Origin of the sequence: Massilia rhizosphaerae, assembly GCF_016093545.1 — a bacterium.
Taxonomy (GTDB): domain Bacteria; phylum Pseudomonadota; class Gammaproteobacteria; order Burkholderiales; family Burkholderiaceae_D; genus Telluria; species Telluria rhizosphaerae.
The window spans coordinates 16,221-41,289 of record NZ_JADKYX010000009.1 but is presented as its reverse complement, the minus strand read 5'-3'; the positions used below and the strand labels follow the sequence as shown (position 1 = coordinate 41,289).

The following is a 25,069-nucleotide window of genomic DNA, read 5'->3' as shown; positions in this document are numbered from 1 at the left end:
ACGGAGAAAATAATGCAACTCAATACCATCCAACCCGCTGAAGGCGCGAAACACGCCAAGCGCCGCGTCGGTCGCGGTATCGGCTCGGGCCTGGGCAAGACCGCCGGCCGCGGTCACAAGGGTCAGAAGTCGCGTTCGGGCGGCTTCCACAAGGTCGGTTTCGAAGGCGGCCAGATGCCGCTGCAGCGCCGCCTGCCGAAGCGTGGCTTCAAGTCGCTGAACGCCACGTTCAAGGCTGAAGTGCGTCTGTCGGACCTGAACAACCTGGCCGTCGCCGACGTCGACGTCCTCGTGCTCAAGCAAGCCGGCGTGCTGCCGGTCGTCGCTCGCGACGTGCGCGTGATCCTGTCGGGCGAAATCACCAAGGCGGTGAACCTGAAAGGCATCAAGGCAACCGCTGGCGCGAAGGCAGCGATCGAAGCAGCTGGCGGTTCGGTCGCCTAAACGCGACCGCTGCCTGATCGGAGCAAAAATTGGCGACTAATTCACAACTTGGTAAAAGCGCTGCTTCCGGTTTCCCCTGGGGCCGGTTGTGGTTCTTGCTTGGCGCATTGGTCGTGTACCGTATCGGAGCTCACATCCCGGTCCCCGGGATCGACCCGATCGCCATGGCCCAGCTGTTCAAGCAGAACGAGGGCGGCATCCTGGGCATGTTCAACATGTTCTCGGGCGGCGCCTTGTCCCGTTTTGCCGTGTTCGCACTTGGCATCACGCCGTACATTTCGGCTTCGATCATCATGCAGCTGGTGTCGATCGTCTCGCCGCAGATGGAGGCACTGAAGAAAGAGGGCGAGGCAGGACGCCGCAAGATCACCCAGTACACCCGTTACTTCACGGTCGTGCTGGCGTTGTTCCAGGCGTTCGGCATCGCCGTCGCGCTCGAGGCGCAGCAAGGCCTCGTGCTCGATCCTGGCATGGGCTTTCGCTTAGTGACCGTCGTGACCCTGCTGACCGGCACCATGTTCCTCATGTGGCTGGGCGAGCAGATCACCGAACGTGGTCTTGGCAACGGTATCTCGATCATCATTTTTGCCGGTATCGCAGCGGGTCTGCCGAACGCACTGGGGAATCTGTTTACCCTGGTGTCGAACGGTTCGATCGGCAGCTTCTCCGCGATCATCATCGTGATTCTGGTTGGCCTGGTGACTTACGCTGTCGTGTTCGTCGAACGCGGCCAGCGCAAGATCCTGGTGAATTACGCGAAGCGCCAGGTCGGTAACAAGATCTACGGTGGCCAGACCAGCCACCTGCCGCTGAAGCTGAACATGTCGGGCGTGATCCCGCCGATCTTCGCTTCGTCGATCATCCTGTTCCCGGCCACGATCATCGACTGGTTCACGAAAGGCAAGGACGTCACGAACCCGTTCATCGGGTTCCTGAAAGACTTCGCTGCCTCGTTGACGCCGGGCGAACCGATCCACGCGTTGCTGTATGCGGTGGCCATCGTGTTCTTCTGCTTCTTCTATACGGCGCTGGTATTCAACAGCAAGGAAACGGCGGACAACTTGAAGAAGAGCGGCGCGTTTGTACCGGGCATCCGTCCGGGCGAGCAGACCGCGCGCTACATCGACAAGATCCTGATGCGCCTGACCCTGGCCGGTGCGGTCTATATCACGCTGGTGTGCCTGGTGCCGGAGTTCTTCCAGAGCCAGTGGAAAGTACCTTTCTACTTCGGCGGAACCTCGCTCCTGATCATCGTGGTCGTCACGATGGATTTCATGGCGCAGGTGCAGAACTACGTCATGTCGCAGCAATATGAATCGCTGCTGCGTAAGGCTAATTTCAAGGGCGGCATCCCGTCGCGTTGAGCGGCTGGCGTCCCCAGGAGTGAATAGACCGAATGGCAAAAGACGACGTCATCCAAATGCAAGGGGAGATTCTGGAGAATCTCCCGAACGCGACCTTTCGCGTGAAGCTGGAAAACGGGCACGTGGTGCTTGGACATATCTCGGGTAAAATGCGGATGAATTACATCCGCATTCTTCCGGGTGACAAGGTAACGGTGGAACTGACCCCTTACGACTTGTCCCGGGCCCGCATCGTGTTCCGCACCAAGTAAAACTAATCAAGTTATCGAATCTGGAAGAGAGTGCAAAATGAAAGTTAACGCTTCAGTCAAGCGGATCTGCCGCAACTGCAAGATCATCAAGCGCAAGGGCGTGGTCCGTGTGATCTGCGTCGAGCCGCGTCACAAGCAGCGTCAAGGTTAATTTCGAGGAATAACGAATGGCACGTATTGCAGGGGTCAACGTCCCCAATCATCAGCACACCGTCATCGGCCTGACGGCAATCTATGGCATCGGCCGTACCCGCTCGAAGCAGATCTGCGAATCGACCGGCGTCGCGACCGACAAGAAGGTCAAGGACCTGGACGACAACGAACTGGAAAAGCTGCGTGATGCAGTCGGCAAGTTCGTCGTCGAGGGCGACCTGCGCCGTGAGCTGTCCATGAGCATCAAGCGTCTGATGGATCTGGGTTGCTACCGCGGTATGCGTCACCGCAAGGGCCTGCCGGTCCGCGGCCAGCGCACCCGTACGAATGCACGTACCCGCAAGGGCCCGCGCAAGGCAGCTCAATCGCTCAAGAAATAACCTAGGAACTGACCATGGCTAAGCAACAAAGCTCGGCGGCTGCAGCACGCATCCGCAAGAAAGTCAAAAAGAACGTCGCCGAAGGCATCGCACACGTCCACGCATCGTTCAACAACACCATCATCACGATCACCGATCGTCAGGGCAATGCCCTGTCGTGGGCGACGTCCGGCGGCGCAGGCTTCAAGGGTTCGCGTAAATCGACCCCGTTCGCGGCGCAGGTCGCAGCCGAAGCAGCTGGCAAGGTTGCTCAGGAATACGGCGTGAAGAACCTGGAAGTGCGTATCAAGGGCCCGGGCCCGGGCCGTGAGTCGGCTGTGCGCGCGCTGAACAACCTGGGTATCAAGATCACCGAGATCCAGGACGTGACGCCGGTTCCGCACAACGGCTGCCGTCCGCCGAAGCGTCGTCGTATCTAATACCGGTTCGGGCGGTCTTTTCCGCCTGTCGCGGTATCGGTACGCCACGCCGTGGTGTCAAGAATCGCCGGTGCAGTTAACCCCGAAATGGGTTATACTGCCCGGCTATTGTCGCCTTGGGCCGTCACGGCCCCGGGTGTTTTTGTAAGCCACGTCCGGTCTCATCGCAGAATCGGACTAGCGCCTGTTGCGAACGTTTATCGAATCGCATCCGGGGCGTGATCATCAAAATAAAGGAAGTTTAACGTGGCACGTTATATCGGACCCAAAGCAAAACTGTCGCGCCGTGAAGGCACCGACCTGTTCCTCAAGAGCGCACGCCGCTCGCTCGATTCGAAGTGCAAACTGGACGTCAAGCCGGGCCAGCACGGCGTCAAGTCGGGCCAGCGTACGTCGGACTACGGCAACCAGCTGCGTGAAAAGCAGAAGGTCAAGCGCATGTACGGCGTGCTGGAGCGTCAGTTCCGCCGCTACTTCGCCGAAGCGTCGCGCCGCAAGGGCAACACCGGCGAGACCCTGCTGAAGCTGCTGGAATCGCGCCTGGACAACGTCGTCTACCGCATGGGCTTCGGCTCGACCCGTTCCGAAGCACGCCAGCTGGTCAGCCACAAGGCCCTGACCGTGAACGGCAACGTCGTGAACATCGCTTCGTACCAAGTCAAGACCGGCGACGTCATCGCCGTGCGCGAAAAGGCCAAGAAGCAGACCCGTATCGTCGAAGCCCTGTCGCTGGCCGAGCAGGTTGGCTTCCCGAGCTGGGTGTCGGTCGACGCCAAGAAGATGGAAGCAACCTTCCGCGCGTACCCGGAGCGTAACGAGATCGCTGCCGACGTCAACGAAGCACTGATCGTCGAACTGTACTCGCGTTAATCGATAAATGGAGCGGCGCGCCGCTCCATTTGTTCGCCGACGGAGTGCGCATTCCTCCGTCCAGCACCGAATTCGCTTGACCGCCTGCTCACAGAAGCAGGCGTTTCCACTACTGATGCCATCAGCCTTATCGGTGTAACGAGCCGAGGGTATTGAAAAGGACATTTCATGCAAAATAGTTTGTTGAAGCCACGTATTATCGATGTCGAGACGCTCGGCGCCGGCCACGCGAAAGTCGTGATGGAACCGTTCGAACGTGGTTATGGCCACACGCTGGGTAACGCGCTGCGCCGCGTCCTGCTGTCGTCGATGATCGGCTATGCGCCGACCGAAGTGACGATCGCCGGCGTCGTGCACGAGTACTCGTCGCTGGACGGTGTGCAGGAAGACGTCGTCGACCTGCTGCTGAACCTGAAAGGCGTCGTCTTCAAGGTGCACAACCGCGACTCCGTGACGCTGACCCTGAAGAAGGAAGGCGAAGGCCCGGTCCTGGCATCGGACATCGACCTGCCGCATGACGTGGAACTGATCAACCCGGAACACGTGATCGCCCATCTGACCGCCGGCGGCAAGCTGGACATGCAGATCAAGGTCGAAAAAGGCCGCGGCTATGTGCCGGGCAACGTGCGCCGCCTGTCGGAAGACACCAACAAGACCATCGGCCGCATCATCCTGGACGCGTCGTTCTCGCCGGTCCGCCGCGTGTCGTACGCCGTGGAATCGGCTCGTGTCGAACAGCGTACCGACCTCGACAAGCTGATCATCAACATCGAGACCAACGGCGTCATCACGCCGGAAGAAGCGATCCGCCAGTCGGCCCGCGTCCTCGTCGACCAGCTGAACGTGTTCGCCGCCCTGGAAGGCACGGAAGCCGCCGCGGAAGCGCCGTCGCGCGCACCGCTGGTCGATCCGATCCTGCTGCGTCCGGTGGACGACCTGGAGCTGACCGTCCGTTCGGCAAACTGCCTGAAGGCCGAGAACATCTACTACATCGGCGACCTGATCCAGCGTTCGGAAAACGAACTGCTCAAGACGCCGAACCTGGGCCGCAAGTCGCTGAACGAGATCAAGGAAGTCCTCGCTTCGCGCGGCCTGACCCTGGGCATGAAGCTCGAGAACTGGCCGCCGGCCGGCCTCGAGAAGTAATAGTTGCTGTACCTGCCCAGGCAATGTTGCTCGGGCAGTTTTCAACCTTGAACCGGTCCGCGTTCACGCGCGTGCGTGAACGATCGAAGAACTGGATTTAAAACATCGAAAGGAAATACCATGCGTCACCGTCACGGCCTTCGCAAGCTGAACCGTACCTCGTCCCACCGCCTCGCCATGCTGCGCAACATGACCGTTTCGCTGCTGCGTCACGAAGCGATCAAGACCACCCTGCCGAAAGCCAAGGAACTGCGCAAAGTCGTCGAGCCGATCATCACCCTGGGCAAGAGCGACACGCTGGCCAACAAGCGTCTGGCTTTCTCGCGTCTGCGCGACCGCGAAATCGTGCAGAAGCTGTTCGCCGAAATCGGCCCGCGCTACAACGCGCGTCAGGGCGGCTACCTCCGCATCCTGAAGATGGGCTTCCGCGTTGGCGACAACGCACCGATGGCCTTCGTCGAGCTGGTCGATCGTCCGGAAGTCACCTCGGCCGACGATGCTCCGACCGCAGAGTAATCGGACTCCGGTATCATGAAAAACCAGGCTTCGGCCTGGTTTTTTTTCGCCTGCAGCCTGCGCGGACCCGGTGTACCATGCTGATGCGTTGAACCAATATTCCGATCATGTCCCGACTCTCCCTCCCGTCGATGCTGCGCCTGCTGGCCGCGCTGCTGCTGGCCTGCCTCGGCCTCAATCCCGTCGCCCATGCGGACGAAGGCTTCCTGCCGCCCGATCAGGCGTTCAAGTTCTCCGCGCATATGGCGGACGAGCACACGATCGTCGTGAACTATGCGATCGCCGCCGGCTACTACATGTATCGCGAGCGCTTCCACTTCAGCGCCAATGGTGCCAAGCTGGGCGCGCCCGTCATCCCGCCCGGCAAGATCCATTTCGACGACACGTTCCAGAAGAACGTCGAGACCTACCATGACGGCGTCGAGATCCGCATCCCGGTCGAGGCGACCGGACCGTTCACCCTGAACGCCACCGGCCAGGGCTGCGCGGACAAGGGCCTGTGCTATCCGCCGCAGGACGCATCGATCCGGCTCGTGCCCGCGGGCGGCGGTGCGCCGCAGATGAGCGTGGCGCCGGGCCAGTCGCAGCCGGCCGGCCAGGGCGGCTTCGCCTTCCCCGGCCAGGCCGCCCAGCCGGCGCCGCAAGCCGACACGCCTGCGCCGGCCGCACTAGCCGCACCCGCACCCGCGCCCGTCGCCGCCAAGCCGGCCGCGCCCCCGTCCGACCTGTCCGGCATCGCTTCGCTGCTGCAGGGCGGGCGGCTGCTGGCCATCATTCCCGCCTTCATCCTGCTGGGCCTCGGCCTCGCGTTCACGCCGTGCGTGCTGCCGATGGTGCCGATCCTGTCGTCGATCATCGTCGGCGAGGGCAAGCAGGTGCACCGCACACGCGGCTTCGTGCTGTCGCTTGCGTATTCGCTCGGGATGGCGATCGTCTACACGGCGCTGGGCGTGACCGCCGGCCTCGTCGGCGAGGGCCTGGCGGCGGCGCTGCAGAATCCGTGGATCCTCTCCACCTTCGCGCTGTTGATCGCCCTGATGTCGTTGTCGATGTTCGGCGTGTTCCAGCTGCAGGTGCCGGCCGCGCTGCAGACCCGCCTGGCCCGCGCCTCCGGGCGCCAGGCGTCCGGCAAGCTGGCCGGCGTGTTCGTGATGGGCGCCATCTCCGCATTGATCGTCGGCCCGTGCGTGGCCGCGCCGCTGGCCGGGGCGCTCGTGTACATCAGCCACACGCGCGACGTCGTCGTCGGCGGCGCCGCCCTGTTCGCGATGGCGATCGGCATGAGCATTCCGCTGCTGCTCGTGGGCGTCTCCGCCGGCTCGCTGCTGCCGCGCGCCGGCATGTGGATGGAGTCCGTGAAACGCTTCTTCGGCGTGCTGATGCTGGCGATGGCGCTGTGGATGGCCGCGCCAGTTCTGCCTGGCCTCGCGCAGATGCTGTTGTGGGCCGCGCTGCTGCTCGGCTATGGTTGTTATCTGCTGCGTGGACTGCGCGGCGGTCATTGGGCCGGCCCAGCCGTCGGCGCCGCGTGCGTCGTGCTCGGCGCGATCCAGCTGGTCGGCGCGGCCGCCGGCGCGCGCGATCCGCTCGCGCCGCTGGCCCGCTTCACGGGCGGCGCGCCGGCGCGGCCGCTCGCGTTCACGCGCATCAAGACCGTGGACCAGCTCGACGCGGCGCTGGCCGCCACCGGCGGCCGCACGGCGATGCTGGATTTTTATGCCGACTGGTGCGTGTCGTGCAAGGAGATGGAAAAGCTGACGTTCGTCGATCCGGCCGTCAAGGCGCGGCTGGCGAACACGGTGCTGTTGCAGGTCGACGTGACGGCCAACGATGCGGATGACCGGGCGATGCTCAAGCGCTTCGGCCTGTTCGGGCCGCCCGGCATCATCATGTTCGACCGGCAGGGGAAGGAGATTCCGGACAGTCGCGTGATCGGCTACCAGGACGCCCAGAAATTCCTCGGGTCGTTAGGCAAGCTCATGTAGGGTGGGCACTCCGTGCCCACCAAATACATGCGTTACGTCGACATCATGGTGGGCACGGGGGTGCCCACCCTACGTTAACTGCGGTGGCCGTGACCGAAGCGTCCCTGCAGACGTGCAGCTTTGTCGTCGAACGTCTTCTTCTGGTCCGCATTCAGCACGGAATAAAACGTGTCGAGCGCGGCCTGGCGCTGCTCGAGGGCGGCCGTGCGCTGCTTTTGGTGCTCGACCATCTTCGCCATGCGTTCCGGCGCCGTCAGGTTGGCCCAGGCGGCGCGGTCGTGCGGTTCGTGCGTGCGCGGCTGCATCGACGCGACGAACGCGTTCCAGGCGTTTTCCTGGGCCGGCGTGATCTTGAGCGCGTCGTGCAGCTTGGCGATGCGCTGGGCGCGGAATTGCGCGCGCTGTTCCGGCGTCGGTTTCTGGTGCCGCATGCCGTGGTGTGCGGCCGGCGCGGCTGGCGCCGTCGTTTGTGCCTGGGCACCGAGCGCGGCGGCGCCCAGCGTCAGCGCGGACAGGGCGGCAAGGAGGTGTTTGCGATAGGTTTTCATCTCGTATCCTAGTCAGGGTTAAACGTGGCAAACGGCCACACGTTGTCATCGTGCTCCGATCTGCGTGCATCGCGTCGTCTTCGCACGTTGTCCATCATGGGCCGCAGATGTAAGCGCAGCGTTTCCGCTGCCTCGTTCTTTGTATCAATTTGTTTCCCCTGAAGATCCATATACAAGCCGATACAAAGTGACTGTTCAGGGGCGCGCCAAGTCGCGATAATGACGTTATGGACACGTCATCTACCATCCTGATCGTCGACGACGACCGCGATATCCGCTCGCTGCTGGCGGACTACCTGGAAGCGAACGGCTACCGCGCGCTCGCCGCGGCCGACGGCCCCGCCATGTGGAAAATCCTGGACGAGTCGCGTCCCGACCTGATCGTGCTCGACCTGAACCTGCCGGGCGACGACGGCCTCACGCTGTGCCGCAAGCTGCGCGCGCATTCGACCATGCCCGTCATCATGCTGACGGCCCGCAGCGAGCCGCTGGACCGCATCCTCGGCCTCGAGATGGGCGCCGACGACTACCTGCCGAAACCGTTCGAGCCGCGCGAACTGCTGGCGCGCATCCGCAGCGTGCTGCGGCGCAGCCATGCGATGCCGCCGAATTCGCAGGCCGAGAACGTGCAGCAGATGAAATTCTCGGGCTGGACGCTCGACCTCACCGCGCGCCACCTCGTCAATCCGCAGGGCGTGGTCATCATGCTGTCGGGCGCGGAATTCCGCCTGCTGCGCGTGTTCCTGGAACACCCGAACCGCGTGCTGAACCGCGACCAGCTGCTGAACCTCACGCAGGGCCGCGACGCCGATCCGTTCGACCGCTCGATCGACATCCAGATCAGCCGCCTGCGCCAGAAACTGGGCGAGGACGCGCGCATGCCCCAGATTATCAAGACCGTCCGCAACGGCGGTTACGTCCTGGCCGGCCAAGTCACGGTGGAGCCGAGCGCGTGAGAGCGTTCCTCGGCTCGATGACGGGCCGCGTGTTCGCCACCCTGCTGCTGGGTATCCTGCTGACGGCCGCGCTGACCCAGATCCTGGCCGACGCCGAGCGCCAGCGCGTCATCGACGAGTTCCGCGACCTGCACATGCTCGATCGCGCCGAGCAGCTGATCATGGCCACCGAGATCGTCCCCGAGTCCGCGCGCAAGGCCTACCTCGACGTCGCCAACCGTCCCGGCATGCAGCTGGTCGACGTCGACACCGTGCCGGCCGCGCTGGCATCCGCCAATTCCGAATTCACCCAGGCCCTGGCCGCGCGCATGGGCAAGGGGTATGTCATGCGCTCGCTGGCCGCGCGCCCGGCCGCGTGCGCGACGGCGCGCGACCAGCCCGTCGTGTTCGGCCTGCTGCGCATGAAGTGGCGCGGCACGTGCGAGAGCCTGAGCGTGCGCCTGCGCGACGGCGACGAGCTCGTGCTGTCGGTGCTGCCGCCGCGCTCGGCCCTGTCGCCCCAGCGCACCGACTACACGTGGACGATCGCGATCTTCCTCGTCAGCGTCGCCTTCCTCGCCTACCTCGTGGCGCGCATGACGACGCGGCCGCTGAAGCAGCTGGCGCAGGCCGCCAAGGATCTCGGCAACGACATCAATCACCCGCCGCTCGACCTCACGGGCGCCGACGAGATCCGCCAGGCCAGCGCCGCGTTCAACGCGATGCAGGCGCGCATCCGCCAGTACATCTTCCAGCGCACGCAGATGCTGGCCGCCATCACGCACGACCTGCAGACGCCGCTCACGCGCATGCGCCTGCGCCTGGAAAAGGTCGACGAGCCGGAACTGCAGGAGCGCCTGATCGGCGACCTGTCGGCGATGCAGGCGATGGTGCGCGAAGGCCTCGACCTCGCGCGCAGCATGGACACGAACGAAGCCATGCAGATGCTGGACCTCGACTCGCTGCTGGATTCCGTCGTCGCCGACGCGGCCGAGAGCCGCCAGCGCGTGACCTTGTCCGGCCACGCCGGCATGGCGCTGCTGGGCCGGCCGAGCGACCTGCGCCGCTGCCTCGTGAACCTGATCGACAACGCCGTCAAGTACGGCCACGCGGCCAAGGTCCACGTCGACCGCATCAACGGCGCGGCGCGCATCCGGATCCGCGACACCGGTCCCGGCATCCCCGGCGTCGAGCTGGCGCGCGTGTTCGATCCGTTCTACCGGGTCGAGTCGTCGCGCTCGCGCGAATCGGGCGGGACCGGGCTGGGCCTGACCATCGCCCGCAACATCGCCGAGCAGCACGGCGGCAGCATCCGCCTCGCCAACCATCCCGAGGGCGGGCTCGAAGCGACGCTGATGTTGCCGGAATACTACCCGGGCAAGTAGTCCGCGCGCCGTCGCATCGGCGGAAACATTGCTGATACAACCGTATGGGACAATCGCCGGCGACGACGTGGTCCTTGCGGCGGGCGTCGTCCTCATCGCATAAATCAATAAAGAGATCGGCCGCGCGCGCGGCACAGGGAGTGGAATGAAAAGCAAAAATATCGGGATCATCGCCGGCGTCGCCGTCGCCGTCGCCGTCGGTGCCGGTACGTGGGTCCTCGATCACCGGGCGGATCCGCACGCGGGCGGCAAGGGCAAGGCGCAGCCGCCGGCCGTCGTCAACGTCGTCGCGCCGCAACGCCAGGACGTGGCCATCGTCCAGCAGGCCAACGGCACCGTCACGCCGATCCGCGCCGTCGACCTGCACCCGCAGACGACGGCGACCATCCGGCAAGTCCACATCAAGGAAGGCCAGTTCGTCAAACAGGGCGAACTGATGTTCTCGCTGGACGACCGCGCGGACCGCGCCAACCTCGACAAGGCCCAGGCCCAGGTCGCGCGCGACCGTGCGTCGCTGGCCGACCTCGAGCGCCAGTTCAAGCGCAGCCAGGACCTGTTCGCCCAGAAATTCATCGCCCAGAGCGCCGTCGACACGCTGCGCGCCCAGGTCGACCAGGCCCGCGCCGCCTTGCAGGCCGACGCCGCGGCCGCGCGCGCGAGCAGCGTCGCGACGAGCTACACGGCGATCCGCGCGCCGATGTCCGGCCGCGTGGGCGGCATCAACGTGTATCCGGGCAGCCTCGTGCAGCCGGCCACGTCGCTCACGACGATCACCCAGCTGGACCCGATCACCGTCGCGTTCACCTTGCCGGAATCCAGCCTGCCGGCGCTGCTGGCGGCCCAGAAGCGCGGCAAGGTCGAGGTCCAGGCGCTGCCGGGCGCCGACCTGCCGCCCGTGACGGGCCTGCTGAGCTTCGTCGACAACACGGTCGACCCGCAGGCCGGCACGATCAAGGTGAAGGCCGAGTTCGACAACCGCGCCACGACCTTGTGGCCGGGCCAGTACGTGAACACGAAGGTCGTCGTGCAGACGCTCAAGGATGCCGTCGTGATTCCGCAGAACGCCATCATCACCAATGCCCAGGGCACGTTCGTGTACGTGCTCGAGAAAGACCGGTCCGCGCGCCTCGTGCCCGTGCAGCGCGTGTACGGCGCCGGCCTGGTCGCCGCCGTCAGCGGCCTCGCCGGCAGCGAGCAGATCATCACCGACGGCAAGCAGAACGTGCGCCCGGGCGCCAAGGTGCGCCTGGCGTCGGACATGAGCAAAGGCGGATCCAAGGCCGTCGCCGGCAAGGGCTGAACACGATGAACCTGTCCGAACTGTGCATCCGCCGGCCCGTGATGGTGGTGCTGCTGTCGATCAGCCTGATCCTGGTCGGCATCCTGGCGTATTCGCACATTCCCGTGGCGGCGCTGCCCAGCTATAACACGCCCGTCATCAACGTCAACGCCAACCTGGACGGCGCGAGTCCCGAAACGATGGCGTCGTCCGTCGCGCTGCCGCTCGAAAAACAGTTCTCGACCATCGCCGGCATCAGCCTGATCACGTCGACGAGCACGCAGGGCAACACGTCGCTCACCTTGGAATTCGACCCGTCGATCGACGTCAACGCGGCCGCCGTCGACGTCCAGGCCGCGCTGCTCGCCGCGCAGCGCCAGCTGCCGCAGGAAATGACGACGATGCCGTCGTACCGCAAGGTCAACCCGGCCGACGCGCCCGTGCTGTTCATGACGATGACGTCGCCGTCGATGAACCTGTCGGACCTGAACGACTACGCGGAAAACCTCGTGTCCCCCGCGATTTCCACGTTGCCGGGCGTGGCCCAGGTGCTGGTCCATGGCGGCAAGCGGTTCGCCGTGCGCGTGCGCGCGAAGACCGACCTCATGAACGCGCGCAACCTCACGATGGACGAGCTGGCCACGGCGCTGCGCTCGGCCAACTCGAACTCGGCGCTGGGCATCCTCGACGGCCCGCAGCAGATACTCACCATCCAGGGCCCGCCGCAGATGATGAAGGCGGCCGACTTCGCCAACCTGATCGTGGCCATCCGCGACGGCCAGCCGGTGCGCCTGAAGGACGTGGCCGACGTCGAGGACAGCTATCAATCGACCCGGGCCTTCGGCGCCTACAACGGCGAGCGCGCCATCGTGCTGCTCGTGCAGCGCCAGCCGGACGCGAATACGGTCGAGGTGGTCGACGGCGTGCGCCGGCTGCTGCCGCGCTTCCAGTCGCAGCTGCCCGCGTCCATCAAGATCAACCTCGTCAACGACCGCTCCCGCTCGATCCGCGAGGCGATCCACGACGTCAACGTCACGCTGGCGCTGACGGTGGGCCTCGTCGTGCTGGTGATCTTCCTGTTCCTGCACCGCGCGTCGGCCACGTTCATCCCCGCGATCACGATGCCGATTTCGCTGCTGGGCGCCCTCAGCCTGCTGTTCTGGCTCGGCTACAGCATCGACAATATTTCTCTGCTGGGTATCACGCTCGCCGTCGGCCTCGTCGTCGACGACGCGATCGTCGTGCTGGAAAACATCGTGCGCCACATCGAGATGGGCAAGCGGCCGCTGCGCGCCGCGCTCGACGGCTCGCGCGAGATGGGATTTACCATTCTCTCGATCTCCGTTTCGCTCGTCGCCGTGTTCATTCCGATCTTCTTCATGCCGGGCGTGATCGGCCTGCTGTTCCACGAATTCGCGGTCATCGTCGGCCTGGCGATCCTCGTGTCGGCCGCCGTGTCGCTGACGCTCGTGCCGATGCTCGCGTCGCGCCTGCTCCCGGCGCATGGCCACGACCACGCGGAAGAGAAGAGCTTCATCGGCCGCCACTTCGAACGGGGCTTCACGATCGTGCGCGATGCCTACGAGAAGACGCTCGACGTGGCGCTGAAACACCGCTTCGTCGTGCTGATGGTCGCGTTCGGCACGTTCGCGCTGACCGTTGTGCTGTACACGACCATCCCGAAAGGTTTCTTCCCCGAGGAAGACATCGGCCAGCTGCGCGTGACAACGGAGGCCGCCGAGGACATCTCGTCGTCCGCGATGGTCAAGCTGCAGACGAAGGTGGCGGACGTGATCCAGGCCGACCCGGCCGTGCAGGACGTCACGTCGTTCTCGGGCGGCGGCAACAACGGCCGCATGTTCATCGTGCTCAAGCCGCGCGGCGAGCGCGTCAAGATGCCGCAGGTGGTCGACCGCCTGCGCAAGGCGACGAGCAAGATCCCCGGCGTCAATGTGTACATGGCGCCGGTGCAAAACCTGCAACTGGGCGGCCGCCCGAGCAAGAGCCGCTACCAGTACACCTTGCAGAGCGTGTCCGGCGCGGACATCAGCCAGTGGGCCAACGAATACCTGGAGCGCATGCGCAACAATCCGATGTTCCGCGACGTCACCAGCGACACCCAGGACAAGGGCCTGCAGGCCAAGCTCGACATCGACCGCGACAAGGCGAATCTGCTGGGCGTGCAACTGGGCGATATCCGCACGGCGCTGTACGCGGCGTTCGGCGAGCGCCAGGTGTCGACGATCTACTCGAGCGCGGCCAGCTATTACGTGATCCTGGAAACGGCGAACGAAGACCGCCAGTTCGAGGACGCGCTGGCGCGCCTGTCGGTGCGCAGCAAGACGGGCCAGCTCGTGCAACTGTCCAGCGTGGCGACCGTCAGGCGCACGGTCGGCCCCATCGCCGTCAACCACCAGGGCCAGCTGCAGGCGATCACGCTGTCGTTCAACCTGGCGCCCAATGCGCCGCTCGGCGACGCCACCGCCGCCATCGAGCAGATGGGCCGCGACATGAAGCTGCCGGCGTCCATCATCACCAAGTACGGCGGCGACGCGGCCGTGTTCAAGGATTCGCAGTCGAGCCAGCTGATCCTCATCGTCGCGGCCGTCGGCGTGATCTACGTGCTGCTGGGGGTGTTGTACGAGAGTTTCATTCACCCGATCACGATCCTGGCCGGCCTGCCGTCCGCTGCCGTGGGGGCGCTGCTGACCTTGCGCCTGTTCAACCTGGACCTGACGATGATCGCGATCATCGGCATCCTGATGTTGATCGGCATCGTCAAGAAGAACGCGATCATGATGATCGACTTCGCCCTCGACGCCCAGCGCAACCAGGCAATGAGCCCGGAGCAGGCGATTCGCGCGGCGTGCATCCTGCGCTTCCGCCCGATCGTGATGACGACCCTGGCCGCGCTGATGGGCGCGCTGCCGATCGCCCTCGGCCTGGGCGCCGGCGCCGAGCTGCGCCAGCCGCTGGGCCTGGCCGTGTGCGGCGGCTTGATCTTCTCGCAAGTGATCACGCTGTACATCACGCCCGTGATCTACCTGTATCTCGACAAATACAGCGGCAGCGGGCCGATGACCGACGCGCAGGTCGTCGAGATGGAGCAGGGGCCGAAGGCCGTGCTGACCAAGGTGGCGTGACCAAGGTGGCGTGAACGTCGGCCGGGCGATGTGAAATGCGGGTCAATTCCATTTCACATCGACCGATTCCTTGTCGCAAGGTTGATACACACTGTAACAACCTTAAATACATGCAGCTTGTAAGCTCATTACAGATGCTTAACAGCGCGTGCGCGGTGAAACCAAACCGGTTAGACTGCGCCTCGTCAATATCTTTTTACTGTCCTCCGACCGGAGGCGCTCATTATCTTGCGTGACCATTCCCATATCCCGCTGGAAGACAGCGATGTCTGCGCACATTGCGGCCAGCCGCTGCCCGGACGGAAAGTGGTCACCTACGGAAGAGATCAGGGCCCGAATCGCACCGGCATCGCCATCACGATCGGGCTGCACCTGCTGCTCGTGGCCGTGTGGCTGCTCCAGCCCAAGGCCGAAAAGCACGCGCAGCCCAAGGCCGGCGAAGCCGTCGTCTGGCTGCCGCCCCTGAAACAGAACAAACCCGCCGCCAAGCCGGCCGAGCAGGCGCCGAAGCAGACGTCCAAGGCGGCCGCGCCGAAACTGACGCTGCCGCGCATCACGATGCCGCGCCTGCCGAACACGATCACTGTGCCGGAAGTCAAAGTCGCCGAGGAAAAGCCGAAGCCGACCAAGGAAGAGACGAAGGCGCCGCCGCAGGAAGTCGACATGCAGGCCTATATCGAGGCCCAGCGCAAGCGCCGCGGCGCCCCGGCCCAGACGGACCAGGCCGAGGAAAGCGAAGCGGCCCGCGGCACGCGCAACGCGCTGGCCAACATCGCCGCCATCAACGGCCGCGGCGGCCAGGATCCGAACGAAACGGGCGGCGTGTTCAGCGTCACCAACAAGACGTTCAACTCCGCCGACCTGAAGTTCCGCGGCTGGAACCCGAACTTCAAGCGCCGCTGGCTGACGGCCGTCAACGTCGAGCGCGGCAACGAGCCGGACATCGAGACGGCCATCGTCAAGAAGATGATCGAGCTGATCCGCAAGGAAAAGACCGGCGACTTCGAGTGGGAATCGCATCGCCTGAACCGCGTGGTCACGCTGTCGGCGCGGCCGCAGGATACGCAGGAACTGATGAATTTCCTGTACAAGGAAATGTTCCCGGAGTACAAGCCTCCGCGGTAAATCGGCCGCGGCACGCCGGTGCGCAGATGTTATTCGTGGGACGAGAACAGCCTCTCGATCGGATAATGGTGCTTGACGAAGGGCGACTGGATCACGATGTAACTGAAGTATTTCTCGATGTTGATGCTCTGCCGGAGCACGTCCTCGGCGATGCTGTGGTAGTGGGCCACGCTGCGGGTGACGAACTTGAGCAGGTAGTCGAAGCCCCCGCTGACGAGGTGGCATTCGACGATCTCGTCGATGCTGCGGATGGCCGCCTCGAACTTGGCGAAGTCCTCGCGGCGGTGGTCCGACAGGGTCACCTGGGTGAACACCACCTGCGTGTCGCCCAGTTTCTCGAGCTGGAGATGGGCGCCGTAGCCGTTGATGTAGCCCGCCTTCTCCAGGCGCTTGACGCGGATCAGGCAGGGACTGGGAGACAGGCCCACGGCATCGGCCAGGTCGACGTTCGTGACCCGGCCGTTACGCTGCAGGTGGCTGAGGATGCGGATGTCGATCCGGTCCAGTTTGAGGGTATCAGGGATCATCATGGCCTGCCATTCCTGTCTAACCGTTGATACTGGTCATCATACTATCAGCGAATTTCCGTTCAGAATATGACGATTTTTCCCTGACGCCACATCAAATTCACCTGAGCGCCCGCCGCACCTCGGCCTGGTCGAGCACCTCGTCGAGCGTCCTGGCCAGGCGCTCGAACATCAGGTCGAACTCGGCCGCCGTATAGCACAGGGCCGGCGCGAAGCCGAGCACGTTGTCGCCGAAGGCGCGGAACACCAGGCGGTTGCGGTAGGCCGCCGCCGTGATGCGTTCGTGCAGCTTGAGCGCGGGGTCGAAGCGGGTCTTGTCCGCCTTGTCGGCGACCAGTTCGAGCGCACCGAGCAGGCCGCGGCTGCGGGCGTCGCCCACGAGCGGGTGCTGCAGCAGGTCGCGCAAACCCTGCTCGAAGCGCGGCGCCTGGGCCTGGCCGTTGGCCAGCAATCCGCCTTCCGTGTACAGGCGCAGCACTTCGAGGCCGACGGCCGCGCTGACCGGGTGCGCGGAATAGGTGTGGCCATGGCCCACCGGCACCCCGCCCGGCATGTGGTCGGCGATGCCGCGGTACACCGCGTCGGACATCAGCACGGCGCCCATCGGCGCGTAGCCTGCCGTGAGACCCTTGGCGACGACCATCAGGTCGGGTTCCACGCCTTCCGCCTCGCACGCGAACATCGGACCGGTGCGGCCGAAGCCGGTGATGACTTCATCGACGACGAACAGGACGTCCAGTTCGCGGCAGGCGTCGCGCATGGCCTTGAGCCAGCCCTCGGGCGGCACGAGCACGCCGCCGGAGCCCTGGATCGGCTCGCAGAAGAACGCCGCCACATTGTCCTGCCCCAGCTCGTGCACCTTGACACGCAGCGCCTCGACCGACGTGCGGATGATGGTCTCCGGATCGGAACCGGCCGGATTGCGGTAAGGATAAGGCGAGGGAATCTTGTGCTGCTGGGGCAGGGGCACGTCGAAATTGTGGTGGAACGTCGCCAGCGCGGTCAGGCCGGCACCCATCGTGGACGAGCCGTGATAACCGCGCTCGAGCGAGATGAAATGCTTCTTGGCGGGGCGGCCGGTCGAGTTGTGGTAGTGCGTGATGAAGCGGATGGCGGAATCGTCCGCGTCCGACCCGCCCAAGGTGAAATAGACATGGCGCAGCGAGGCCGGTGCCAGTTCCACCAGGCGCGCGGCGAGACGGATGGCGGGTTCGGAGCCGAAATGGAAATACCCGGTCGCATACGGCAGCTTGCGCATCTGCTCGGCGGCGGCCCGGACCACGCTCTCCTGGCCATAGCCGACGTTGACGCACCACAGGCCGGAAAACGCGTCCAGCAGTTCCGTGCCCTGCGCGTCGCGCAGGTAGGCGCCGTGGCCCGACTCCAGGATCGTGACGCCTCTTTGCTCATGGGCCTGGTAGTTGACGAGCGGGTGGATCAGGTGGTCGCGGTCCAGCGCGACGAGGGAATTGGTTGGCATGGCGGGTTCCGTATCAGTGATTGAACAAGTGCGCCGGGAAGCCGCGGTGCGGCGGACTTCCGTGCGGTGCGCCGGGAGAGGAAAGACAGCGACATGGTAGCCAGGGGAGCGCAGCGATAGCTGCCGCCGGCGCCGTGCAAACATCGCCGGAAATTGCGTATTTGGGAACGATTCGGAATTTCCTGCTGCGTACCCGGTGCGATACTGCCTGCTCGCCGCAGCCCGTAACCCACCAGGAAAAGTGCCGTGACCATCACCATCAAGACCCGCCTCAGCATCGTGATCGTATTCCTGTCGATCCTCGCGGCCGGCATCGGCGTGCTCGGCCTGCACGGCATGCAGCTGGCCAACGAGGGCCTGAAGGCCGTGTACGAAAACCGTGCGCTGATGCTGGAACGGATCTCGCGCATCGACGCGCTGCTGCTGCAAAACCGCCTGTCGCTGTCGCAGGCCATCAACGATCCGATGGTCGACATCAAGGCCGAGTCGGCGCGCATCGAGCGCGGCGTGGCCGAGATCAACCAGGCCTGGCGCGCCAGCCTGCCCGCCGTGCGCCAGGCGGAGGAGCGGCGGCTGGCCGACCGCTTCGGCGCCGCCTGGACGCGCATGCAGGACGAGGGCCTGCGGCCGGCCATCGCCGCGCTGCGCGGCGGCGACGTGGAAGCGGCCAAGGCCGCGCAGGAGCACATGCAGGCGCTGGCGGCCCGGGTCGTGGAGGACATCCACGGCTTGCGCCGGCTGCAGGTGGACGCGGCACGGCGCGAATACGAGCAGGCGGCCGCGCGCTACACGGTATTGCGCAATGGCGCGACGGCGGCCATCGTGCTGGGCACGCTTGCCGCCGCGCTGTTCGGCCGCTACCTGATCCGCCACGTCTATCGCGACCTGGGCGGCGAGCCGGCCTACGCGGCCGCCATCGTCCGCCGCATCGCGGCAGGGGACTTGAGCGGCGCAGTCGCCCTGCGCCCGGGCGACCAACGCAGCCTGCTGGCCGCCATGGATGCCATGCAGCGCAACCTGACCCGGACCATCGGCCAGATCGACGCCGCGACCCTGACGATCGGCGCCGCGTCGACGCAGGTCGCCGGCGGCAGCGCGGATCTGCGCGGCCAGATCGAGCAGCAGGCGAGCGCCCTGAGCCGGACCGCGGCCTCGATGGACCAGGTGGCCCGCGCCGTGAAGCAGAATGCCGACAGCGCGCGCGACGCCGACCGGCTGGTGGCGTGCGCCGCCGAGACCGCGCAACGGGGCGGCGCGGTCGTCGCCGGCGCGGTGGACAAGATGGAAGCGATCGACGCGTCGGCGCGCAGGATCGTCGACATCATCGGCGTGATCGACGGCATCGCCTGCCAGACCAACATCCTCGCGTTGAATGCGGCCGTGGAGGCGGCGCGCGCCGGCGAACAGGGGCGCGGCTTCGCCGTGGTTGCCGGCGAGGTGCGCGCCCTGGCCCAGCGCGCCGCCGGCGCGGCCAGGGAAATCAAGGCCCTGATCGACGCCTCGGTCGGCCAGATCGGCGCTGGCGCGGCGCTGGTGCGCCAGGCGGGCCAGACGATGCAGGACATCGTGGACAGCGTCGGCCGGGTCACGCACATCGTGGGCGACATCGCCGCCGCCAGCGAGCGGCAGAGCGCGGGCATCGACCGGATCAGCGAAGCGATCGGCCATATCGACCGGGCCACGCAGCGCAACGCGACGCTGGTGGACGATGCCGCCGGCGCCGCGGCCGCCTTGCGCGACCAGGCCGGCAGGCTGAGCGAACTGGTGACCGTGTTCCAGCTCGAACGCCAACCGCCGGCCGGCAATCCACGCTTGACCTGACACCATCGCCGAGAGAAGACCATGCCCGACCTGGATATCCTGTTGTGCCTGCCCGATGACGATACCGCGTCCTGGATCGACGAACTGGTCCGCGCGCTGCCGGCGGCCCGCGTGCGCCCATGGCGGCCGGGCGATCGCGCCGCCGCCGACTATGCGCTGGTCTGGCGTCCGCCGGGGGAGGCGCTGGCCGGACGCCGGCGGCTGAAGGCGGTGTTCAACCTGGGGGCGGGCGTGGACGCCGTGCTCGCGCTGCTGGCGGCGCAGCCGGACCTGTTGCCGCCCCACGTGCCCTTGATCAAGCTGGACGACGCCGGCATGGCACCGCAAATGGTGCAGTACGTGCTGGCCGCCGTGCTGCGCCACCTGCGCCGGTTCCCCGAGTACGCGGCGCTTCAGCGGGCGCGGCGTTGGCAGCCCCTGCCGGGGCGCGACGCCGGCACGCACACGGTCGGGGTCATGGGGCTGGGCGCGCTCGGCACGCCGGTCGCCACCGCGCTGGCCCAACTGGGATTCGCGGTGCGCGGCTGGAGCCGCAGTCCGCGCGCGGTCGGCCAGGTCGCCTGTTTTGCCGGGCAGGACGCGTTGACGGATTTTCTCGATGGCTTGGATGTCCTCGTGAACCTGCTGCCCTTGACGGCGCAGACGACGGGCATACTCGACCGGACGCTGTTCGCGCGGCTGGCGCCGGGCGCGCAGTTGATCAATATCGGGCGCGGCGCCCACCTGGTCGAGGAGGATTTGCTGCAGGCGCTCGCCAGCGGCCAGTTGGCCCAGGCCACGCTGGACGTGTTCCGCCAGGAGCCGCTGCCGCCGGATCACCCGTTCTGGGAGCATCCGCGCATCGAAGTCACGCCGCACGTCGCCGCGCTGACGCTGCGCCGCGAAAGCGCGCGCCAGATCGCGGCCAGGATCGCCCGGCTGGAACGCGGCCTGCCGGTCGACGGCGTGGTCGACCGGACGAGCGGTTATTGAGCGTCCGTGGCGGCTCGCGTCAGCAGAGCGCCTGGCTGACGATGGCGAATTGCTGGACGGTGCCGTCGCGCGGCGGCACGCCGTTGCGGGCCATGGTCACCGCGGTGTCCACTTCGGCCAGGCCGGCTTGCGCCAGCCATTCGCCCAGGCCGCTCGAGCCCGTGACGTCCACGCGGACGAAGGCGCCGGCGTAGGCGTCGCTCCAGGTCGCGATCAGCGTCTGCGCGCCGTCGGTATCGGGGGCGACCACCGGCCCGATCACGTAGCCGCGCCCGAAAGGCCGTATCAGCGAGAAGCCGGCCACTTCGCCGTCGCGCTCCAGCACGGCGCCCTCGGCGACGCCGATCAACTGTTTCAGCAACTCGTCGCGCGCCATGCCGGTACCGCGGTTCGCCAGCGCGATGATGGCGGCGACGTCGCGCGCTTCGGCCGGCCGCGGACATGGTCCCGCCGGCGGAGGCGGCGCCGCCAGCGTGCCCTGGTGCTGGTGGAGGGTGCCGATGGCCCGGAAGCCCAGGCTTTCGTACAGCGGCTGTCCGGCCGCGGTGGCGTTGAGCAGCGTGCAGCGGTCGCCGAGGCGATCCAGCACCAGCCGCATCAACCCGCGTCCGATGCCCTTGCCCTGGTGGGCCGGGGAGACGATGATCAGCCCCAGCGAACCGTGGTGCGGGCCCTGGTCCCAGCACAGCGCGGTGCCCACCACCGCGCCATCGTCCTCGGCCACGAATCCGGCGCCCAGGCGCAGGGCGAAGTGCCAGTCGTCGGGACGATGCGGCCAGCGCACGGCTTGCGACAGCGCGTGCGCGGCGGGCAGGTCGAACTCGCCCATCGGGCGGTAGGCGATGGCGGTAAATGGGGTCGTCATGCTAGCCGAGCGATTGGCTGAGCAGTGCGAAGCGCTGGATCGACGCCGCGGGCCGCGGCGGGTCGCCGCGCGTCATGGCGTGTACCGCTTCCTCGACCTGGACCAGGCCCATCTCGGTGAGCCAGGGACTGAGGCCGCTGGTGTCCGGCACGTCGACGCGGACAAAGGCGCCCGCATGCGCGCCGGCCCAATGCGCGATCAGCGCCTTGGCGCGCTCGGCGTCGGGCGCGACGACGGGGCCGATCACGTGGCCGTGGCCGAACTTGCGCAGCGCCGCGAAGGCGACGAGTTCGCCGTAGCGGTCGATGGCGACGATATCGGCCACGGTCAGCAGGTGCTTGATCACGGTGGCGCGCGGCACGCCGGTCGAGCGCGCGGCCAGGTCCGCCAGCGCCGCCTCGTCGCGCGGGCCGACCGGCCGGATCCGCTCGCCCGGGCCGAGCGGCACGAAGGGCGCGCGGAACACGCTGCCCTGGTGCTGGCGCACCCAGCCCGTCTGGACAAAGCCCGCGTGCTCGATGAAGCGCACGCCGGTGGCGGTGGTATGCAGCAGGATGGTGCGGTCGCCGATCGCGTTCAGGATGCGCTCGAGCAGCTCGTTCGCGATCCCCTGGCGCCGGTGATCGGGCGCGACGATGGTCATGCCGAGCGACGCGTAGTCGGGGCCGTGCAACCAGCACATGCACGTGCCGACGATGCCGGACGGACCTTCGGCGACGATGCCTTCGCCCAGTTCGTGGATGAACTTCCAGTCTTCCAGCCGGTGCGGCCACAACACCGACAATGACAGCTTGTGCGCCGCCGGCAGGTCGGCGGCCGTCATCCTGCGGTACCGGACCGCGCTGCTTGCGTTTCGATCTTTCATCTGAGTGCTCCTCGCCGAGTGGCTACCGGGTCGCATCATGCCACATGCGAATGCGTCCGGCGACGGGGTAAACGCAATTCGAAACGATCCGCCATTTGCCGCGCCAATACGAAAGCTTGTGCCGTTTTCGGCCGGCCGGACCACATAAAATGCTTGAGGAACGCACCTACAATCCTTTCGAAGTCGCACATGACGCATCATTGAAAGGACAGGAGATGGAACGTTTCGACCCGGACCGGGTGGCGGTGCGCAGCGCGCACTTTATCGGCGGGCAGTATGTGGCGGGCGGCTCGCACGGGATGGACGTCAGGCGCCCGTCCGACGGGCGGGTGTATGCCGGCGTGCCGCTGGCCGACGCCGACCTGGTCGACCGCGCCGTGCAGGATGCCTGGCGCGCCTGGAAGACGAGCGACTGGGCACGCTGCGCGCCGCGCGAGCGCGCCCGCGTGCTGCGCCGCTGGGCCGACCTGATCGACGCCGATGTGCAGGTCCTGGCGCGGCTGGAGGCGGTCGGCTCGACCCGTCCGCTCGCGGATGCCGCCGGCTGGGACGTGCCGTTCACCGCCGACGGCATCCGCTTCTTCGCCGAGTGGGCCGACAAGATCGGCGGCGACGTCGTGCCGACCCGCGCCGACCATCTCGGCATGACCATCGCCGAACCCTATGGCGTGATCGCCGCCATCGCCCCCTGGAACCTGCCGCTGGTGATGGCCTCGTGGAAGGTGGCGCCGGCGCTGGCGGCGGGTAACGCGGTGGTCCTCAAGCCCTCCGAGCTGACGCCGTTTTCCGTGCTGCGCCTGGCCGAACTGGCCATCGAGGCCGGCATGCCGGCGGGGATCTTCAACATCGTCCAGGGCGACGGCCAGGGCGCCGGCGCCGCCTTGTGCCGCCATCCGCGCATCGCGAAAGTGACGTTCACCGGATCGACCCGCAGCGGCGCCGCCATCATGGCCGCCTGCGCGGAAAGCGGCACCAAGCCGGTCACGCTGGAGTTGGGCGGCAAGAGCCCGCAACTCGTGTTCGCCGATGCGCCCGACCTGGAACGCACCGTCCGCACCGTCGCGCGCGCCATCACGCTCAATGCGGGCCAGGTGTGCGTGGCCGGCTCGCGCCTGATCGTGCAGCGCGCGGTGGCGGACCGTGTCGTCGAGCGGCTGGCCGCGGTCTTCGCGGAGCTCAAGGCCGGCGCCACCTGGGACCCCGAGGCTACGCTGGGCCCCATCATTTCGAAGCGCGAGCTGGAACGCATCGACGGCATCGTGCAGCGCACGGTCGGCGCGGGCGCCCGGCTGGTCGCCGGCGGCGGCCGCATCGACTGCGGCAACGACGGTGCGTACTACCGGCCGACCATCCTGGCCGACGTCGATCCCGCGATGGAAGCCGTGAAGTCGGAAATCTTCGGACCGGTGATCACGGTGCAAGCGTTCGACGACGAGGAGGAGGCGCTGGCGCTGGCCGATCATCCGGACTACGGCCTGGCCGCCGGGGTGCATACCGCCGACATCGGCCGCGCGCTGCGCCTGGCGCGCGGCATCGAGGCGGGCACGGTATGGATCAACCGCTATGGCCGCACGGCCGATTACGTGATTCCGACCGGCGGCTACAAGCGCTCCGGCATCGGCAAGGACCTCGGCCGCCAGGCTTACGAAGCGAACCTGCGCCACAAGAGCGTGCTGGTCGATTTCGCGCCCGGAGAATGACGCCGCATAGTGTGCCGAAGGCCGCCGGAAATGCCACGGTTTCTGTGTTTTGCCAGGGTCAAAACGGGATTTTCATGCAGGGAGGCGATGGTGTAATGGGTAGCAGGAGACGACGTTGCAGCGACCGCGAATCGCCCCTGCGAACGCGCTTCCCGACCCGAGCCGCCAACCGGATTTTCCGCGCCGCGGACGCGAACATCAATCATCCAAGGAACCAGAACCATGACGACCAACCTGCGGCCCAAATACATTTCCTTCGACTGCTACGGCACGCTGATCAACTTCCAGATGGCGGAGCTGGCGCGCGAACTGTTCGCCGATCGCATCGCGCCGGAGCACATGCAGCAGTTCACCACCGACTTCGCGCGCTACCGCCTGGACGAGGTGATGGGCGACTGGCGTCCGTACGACCAGCTGCTGTGCAATTCGGTCGAGCGCACCTGCAAGCGCTGGGGCGTCGACTACCGCGACAACGAGGGCCTGAAGTTCTACCGCGCCGTGCCGACCTGGAGCCCGCACGCGGACGTGCCGAACGCGCTCGCGCGCCTGGCCAAGGAATACCGGCTGGTGATCCTGTCGAACGCGATGGATGCGCAGATCCAGGACAGCGTCGACAAGCTGGGCGCGCCGTTCCACCGCGTGTACACCGCGCAGCAGGCGCAAGCCTACAAGCCGCGCCTGCGCGCGTTCGAGTACATGATCGACCAGCTGGGCTGCAATCCGGAAGACATCCTGCACGTGTCGTCGAGCATGCGCTACGACCACTTGTCGGCCGACGACGTGGGCATCAAGAACCGCGTCTTCGTCGCCCGCGGCCACGAACCGGCGTGGCCGGCGTTCGGCTCGCACCAGGTCACGGACCTGGGCGGTCTGCCGGCGCTGGTCGGCCTGTAAGC

General features: G+C 66.3%; 24 protein-coding genes. 19 read left to right on the top strand and 5 right to left on the bottom strand.

Annotated features, from left to right (window positions below; genetic code table 11):
- Window positions 1–12 precede the first annotated feature (12 nt).
- The 10 genes from rplO (at window position 13) to dsbD (ending at window position 7,528) form a co-directional block, all read left to right on the top strand.
- A complete protein-coding gene (rplO, locus tag ISF28_RS14750) occupies window positions 13–444 on the top strand; it encodes a 50S ribosomal protein L15 (protein ID WP_036240364.1) in 432 nt (143 codons plus the stop codon).
- Between the two features lie 29 nt (window positions 445–473).
- Entirely contained in the window at window positions 474–1,808 is a 1,335-nt protein-coding gene (gene secY, locus ISF28_RS14745) for a preprotein translocase subunit SecY (RefSeq protein WP_198117945.1), read from the top strand.
- A gap of 32 nt (window positions 1,809–1,840) precedes the next feature.
- Entirely contained in the window at window positions 1,841–2,059 is a 219-nt protein-coding gene (infA, locus tag ISF28_RS14740) for a translation initiation factor IF-1 (RefSeq protein ID WP_005663428.1), read from the top strand.
- Window positions 2,060–2,096: 37 nt separating this feature from the next.
- Window positions 2,097–2,210 carry a 50S ribosomal protein L36 gene (gene rpmJ, locus ISF28_RS14735; protein ID WP_005663407.1) on the top strand — a complete coding sequence of 38 codons (114 nt, stop codon included), beginning with the start codon at window positions 2,097–2,099 and terminating at the stop codon, window positions 2,208–2,210.
- Between the two features lie 16 nt (window positions 2,211–2,226).
- Window positions 2,227–2,592, top strand: coding sequence for a 30S ribosomal protein S13 (rpsM, locus tag ISF28_RS14730; protein ID WP_198117944.1), 366 nt, complete (start codon window positions 2,227–2,229; stop codon window positions 2,590–2,592).
- A gap of 14 nt (window positions 2,593–2,606) precedes the next feature.
- Window positions 2,607–3,011 carry a 30S ribosomal protein S11 gene (gene rpsK / locus ISF28_RS14725; RefSeq protein WP_036172227.1) on the top strand — a complete coding sequence of 135 codons (405 nt, stop codon included), beginning with the start codon at window positions 2,607–2,609 and terminating at the stop codon, window positions 3,009–3,011.
- Window positions 3,012–3,257: 246 nt separating this feature from the next.
- Complete coding sequence (gene rpsD / locus ISF28_RS14720; protein WP_198117943.1) at window positions 3,258–3,881, top strand: 30S ribosomal protein S4; 624 nt, start codon at window positions 3,258–3,260, stop codon at window positions 3,879–3,881.
- A gap of 168 nt (window positions 3,882–4,049) precedes the next feature.
- The gene (locus ISF28_RS14715; RefSeq protein ID WP_036240374.1) at window positions 4,050–5,027 is read left to right on the top strand and encodes a DNA-directed RNA polymerase subunit alpha; all 978 of its coding nucleotides are present in this window, start codon (window positions 4,050–4,052) and stop codon (window positions 5,025–5,027) included.
- A gap of 120 nt (window positions 5,028–5,147) precedes the next feature.
- Window positions 5,148–5,543, top strand: a complete 396-nt coding sequence (gene rplQ / locus ISF28_RS14710) for a 50S ribosomal protein L17 (RefSeq protein ID WP_198117942.1) — start codon at window positions 5,148–5,150, stop codon at window positions 5,541–5,543.
- 107 nt (window positions 5,544–5,650) lie between these two features.
- Window positions 5,651–7,528 carry a protein-disulfide reductase DsbD gene (gene dsbD / locus ISF28_RS14705; protein WP_370663435.1) on the top strand — a complete coding sequence of 626 codons (1,878 nt, stop codon included), beginning with the start codon at window positions 5,651–5,653 and terminating at the stop codon, window positions 7,526–7,528.
- A gap of 74 nt (window positions 7,529–7,602) precedes the next feature.
- On the opposite strand, the gene ISF28_RS14700 is transcribed toward dsbD, so the two are convergent.
- Window positions 7,603–8,076 carry a Spy/CpxP family protein refolding chaperone gene (locus tag ISF28_RS14700; protein WP_198117941.1) on the bottom strand — a complete coding sequence of 158 codons (474 nt, stop codon included), beginning with the start codon at window positions 8,074–8,076 and terminating at the stop codon, window positions 7,603–7,605.
- Between the two features lie 227 nt (window positions 8,077–8,303).
- On the opposite strand from ISF28_RS14700, the gene ISF28_RS14695 reads away from it, so the two are divergent.
- The 5 genes from ISF28_RS14695 (at window position 8,304) to ISF28_RS14675 (ending at window position 15,943) form a co-directional block, all read left to right on the top strand.
- A complete protein-coding gene (locus ISF28_RS14695) occupies window positions 8,304–9,032 on the top strand; it encodes a response regulator (protein ID WP_198117940.1) in 729 nt (242 codons plus the stop codon).
- Window positions 9,029–10,396: an ATP-binding protein gene (locus tag ISF28_RS14690; RefSeq protein WP_198117939.1), complete on the top strand. Its 1,368-nt coding sequence runs from the start codon at window positions 9,029–9,031 to the stop codon at window positions 10,394–10,396. Before ISF28_RS14695 ends, ISF28_RS14690 begins: the two co-directional genes overlap by 4 nt.
- Window positions 10,397–10,541: 145 nt before the next feature.
- A complete protein-coding gene (locus ISF28_RS14685; RefSeq protein ID WP_198117938.1) occupies window positions 10,542–11,696 on the top strand; it encodes an efflux RND transporter periplasmic adaptor subunit in 1,155 nt (384 codons plus the stop codon).
- Between the two features lie 5 nt (window positions 11,697–11,701).
- A complete protein-coding gene (locus tag ISF28_RS14680) occupies window positions 11,702–14,818 on the top strand; it encodes an efflux RND transporter permease subunit (RefSeq protein WP_198117937.1) in 3,117 nt (1,038 codons plus the stop codon).
- A 228-nt stretch (window positions 14,819–15,046) separates the two neighbouring features.
- Complete coding sequence (locus ISF28_RS14675) at window positions 15,047–15,943, top strand: cell envelope integrity TolA family protein (protein ID WP_198117936.1); 897 nt, start codon at window positions 15,047–15,049, stop codon at window positions 15,941–15,943.
- 29 nt (window positions 15,944–15,972) lie between these two features.
- On the opposite strand, the gene ISF28_RS14670 is transcribed toward ISF28_RS14675, so the two are convergent.
- Window positions 15,973–16,473 (bottom strand): Lrp/AsnC family transcriptional regulator, encoded by a 501-nt coding sequence (locus tag ISF28_RS14670; RefSeq protein ID WP_198117935.1) that lies wholly within the window; start codon window positions 16,471–16,473, stop codon window positions 15,973–15,975.
- Window positions 16,474–16,570: 97 nt separating this feature from the next.
- Entirely contained in the window at window positions 16,571–17,950 is a 1,380-nt protein-coding gene (locus ISF28_RS14665) for an aspartate aminotransferase family protein (protein ID WP_198117934.1), read from the bottom strand.
- 246 nt (window positions 17,951–18,196) lie between these two features.
- On the opposite strand from ISF28_RS14665, the gene ISF28_RS31195 reads away from it, so the two are divergent.
- Window positions 18,197–19,771, top strand: a complete 1,575-nt coding sequence (locus ISF28_RS31195) for a methyl-accepting chemotaxis protein (RefSeq protein ID WP_198117933.1) — start codon at window positions 18,197–18,199, stop codon at window positions 19,769–19,771.
- Window positions 19,772–19,801: 30 nt separating this feature from the next.
- Window positions 19,802–20,743 carry a 2-hydroxyacid dehydrogenase gene (locus ISF28_RS14655; RefSeq protein WP_370663443.1) on the top strand — a complete coding sequence of 314 codons (942 nt, stop codon included), beginning with the start codon at window positions 19,802–19,804 and terminating at the stop codon, window positions 20,741–20,743.
- 19 nt (window positions 20,744–20,762) lie between these two features.
- On the opposite strand, the gene ISF28_RS14650 is transcribed toward ISF28_RS14655, so the two are convergent.
- Window positions 20,763–21,608, bottom strand: a complete 846-nt coding sequence (locus tag ISF28_RS14650) for a GNAT family N-acetyltransferase (RefSeq protein ID WP_198117931.1) — start codon at window positions 21,606–21,608, stop codon at window positions 20,763–20,765.
- A gap of 1 nt (window position 21,609) precedes the next feature.
- A complete protein-coding gene (locus ISF28_RS14645) occupies window positions 21,610–22,473 on the bottom strand; it encodes a GNAT family N-acetyltransferase (RefSeq protein ID WP_198117930.1) in 864 nt (287 codons plus the stop codon).
- A 215-nt stretch (window positions 22,474–22,688) separates the two neighbouring features.
- On the opposite strand from ISF28_RS14645, the gene ISF28_RS14640 reads away from it, so the two are divergent.
- Window positions 22,689–24,173, top strand: coding sequence for an aldehyde dehydrogenase family protein (locus ISF28_RS14640; protein WP_198117929.1), 1,485 nt, complete (start codon window positions 22,689–22,691; stop codon window positions 24,171–24,173).
- 222 nt (window positions 24,174–24,395) lie between these two features.
- On the top strand, window positions 24,396–25,067 hold the full coding sequence (locus ISF28_RS14635; RefSeq protein ID WP_198117928.1) for a haloacid dehalogenase type II: 672 nt from the start codon (window positions 24,396–24,398) through the stop codon (window positions 25,065–25,067).
- Window positions 25,068–25,069: the final 2 nt, after the last annotated feature.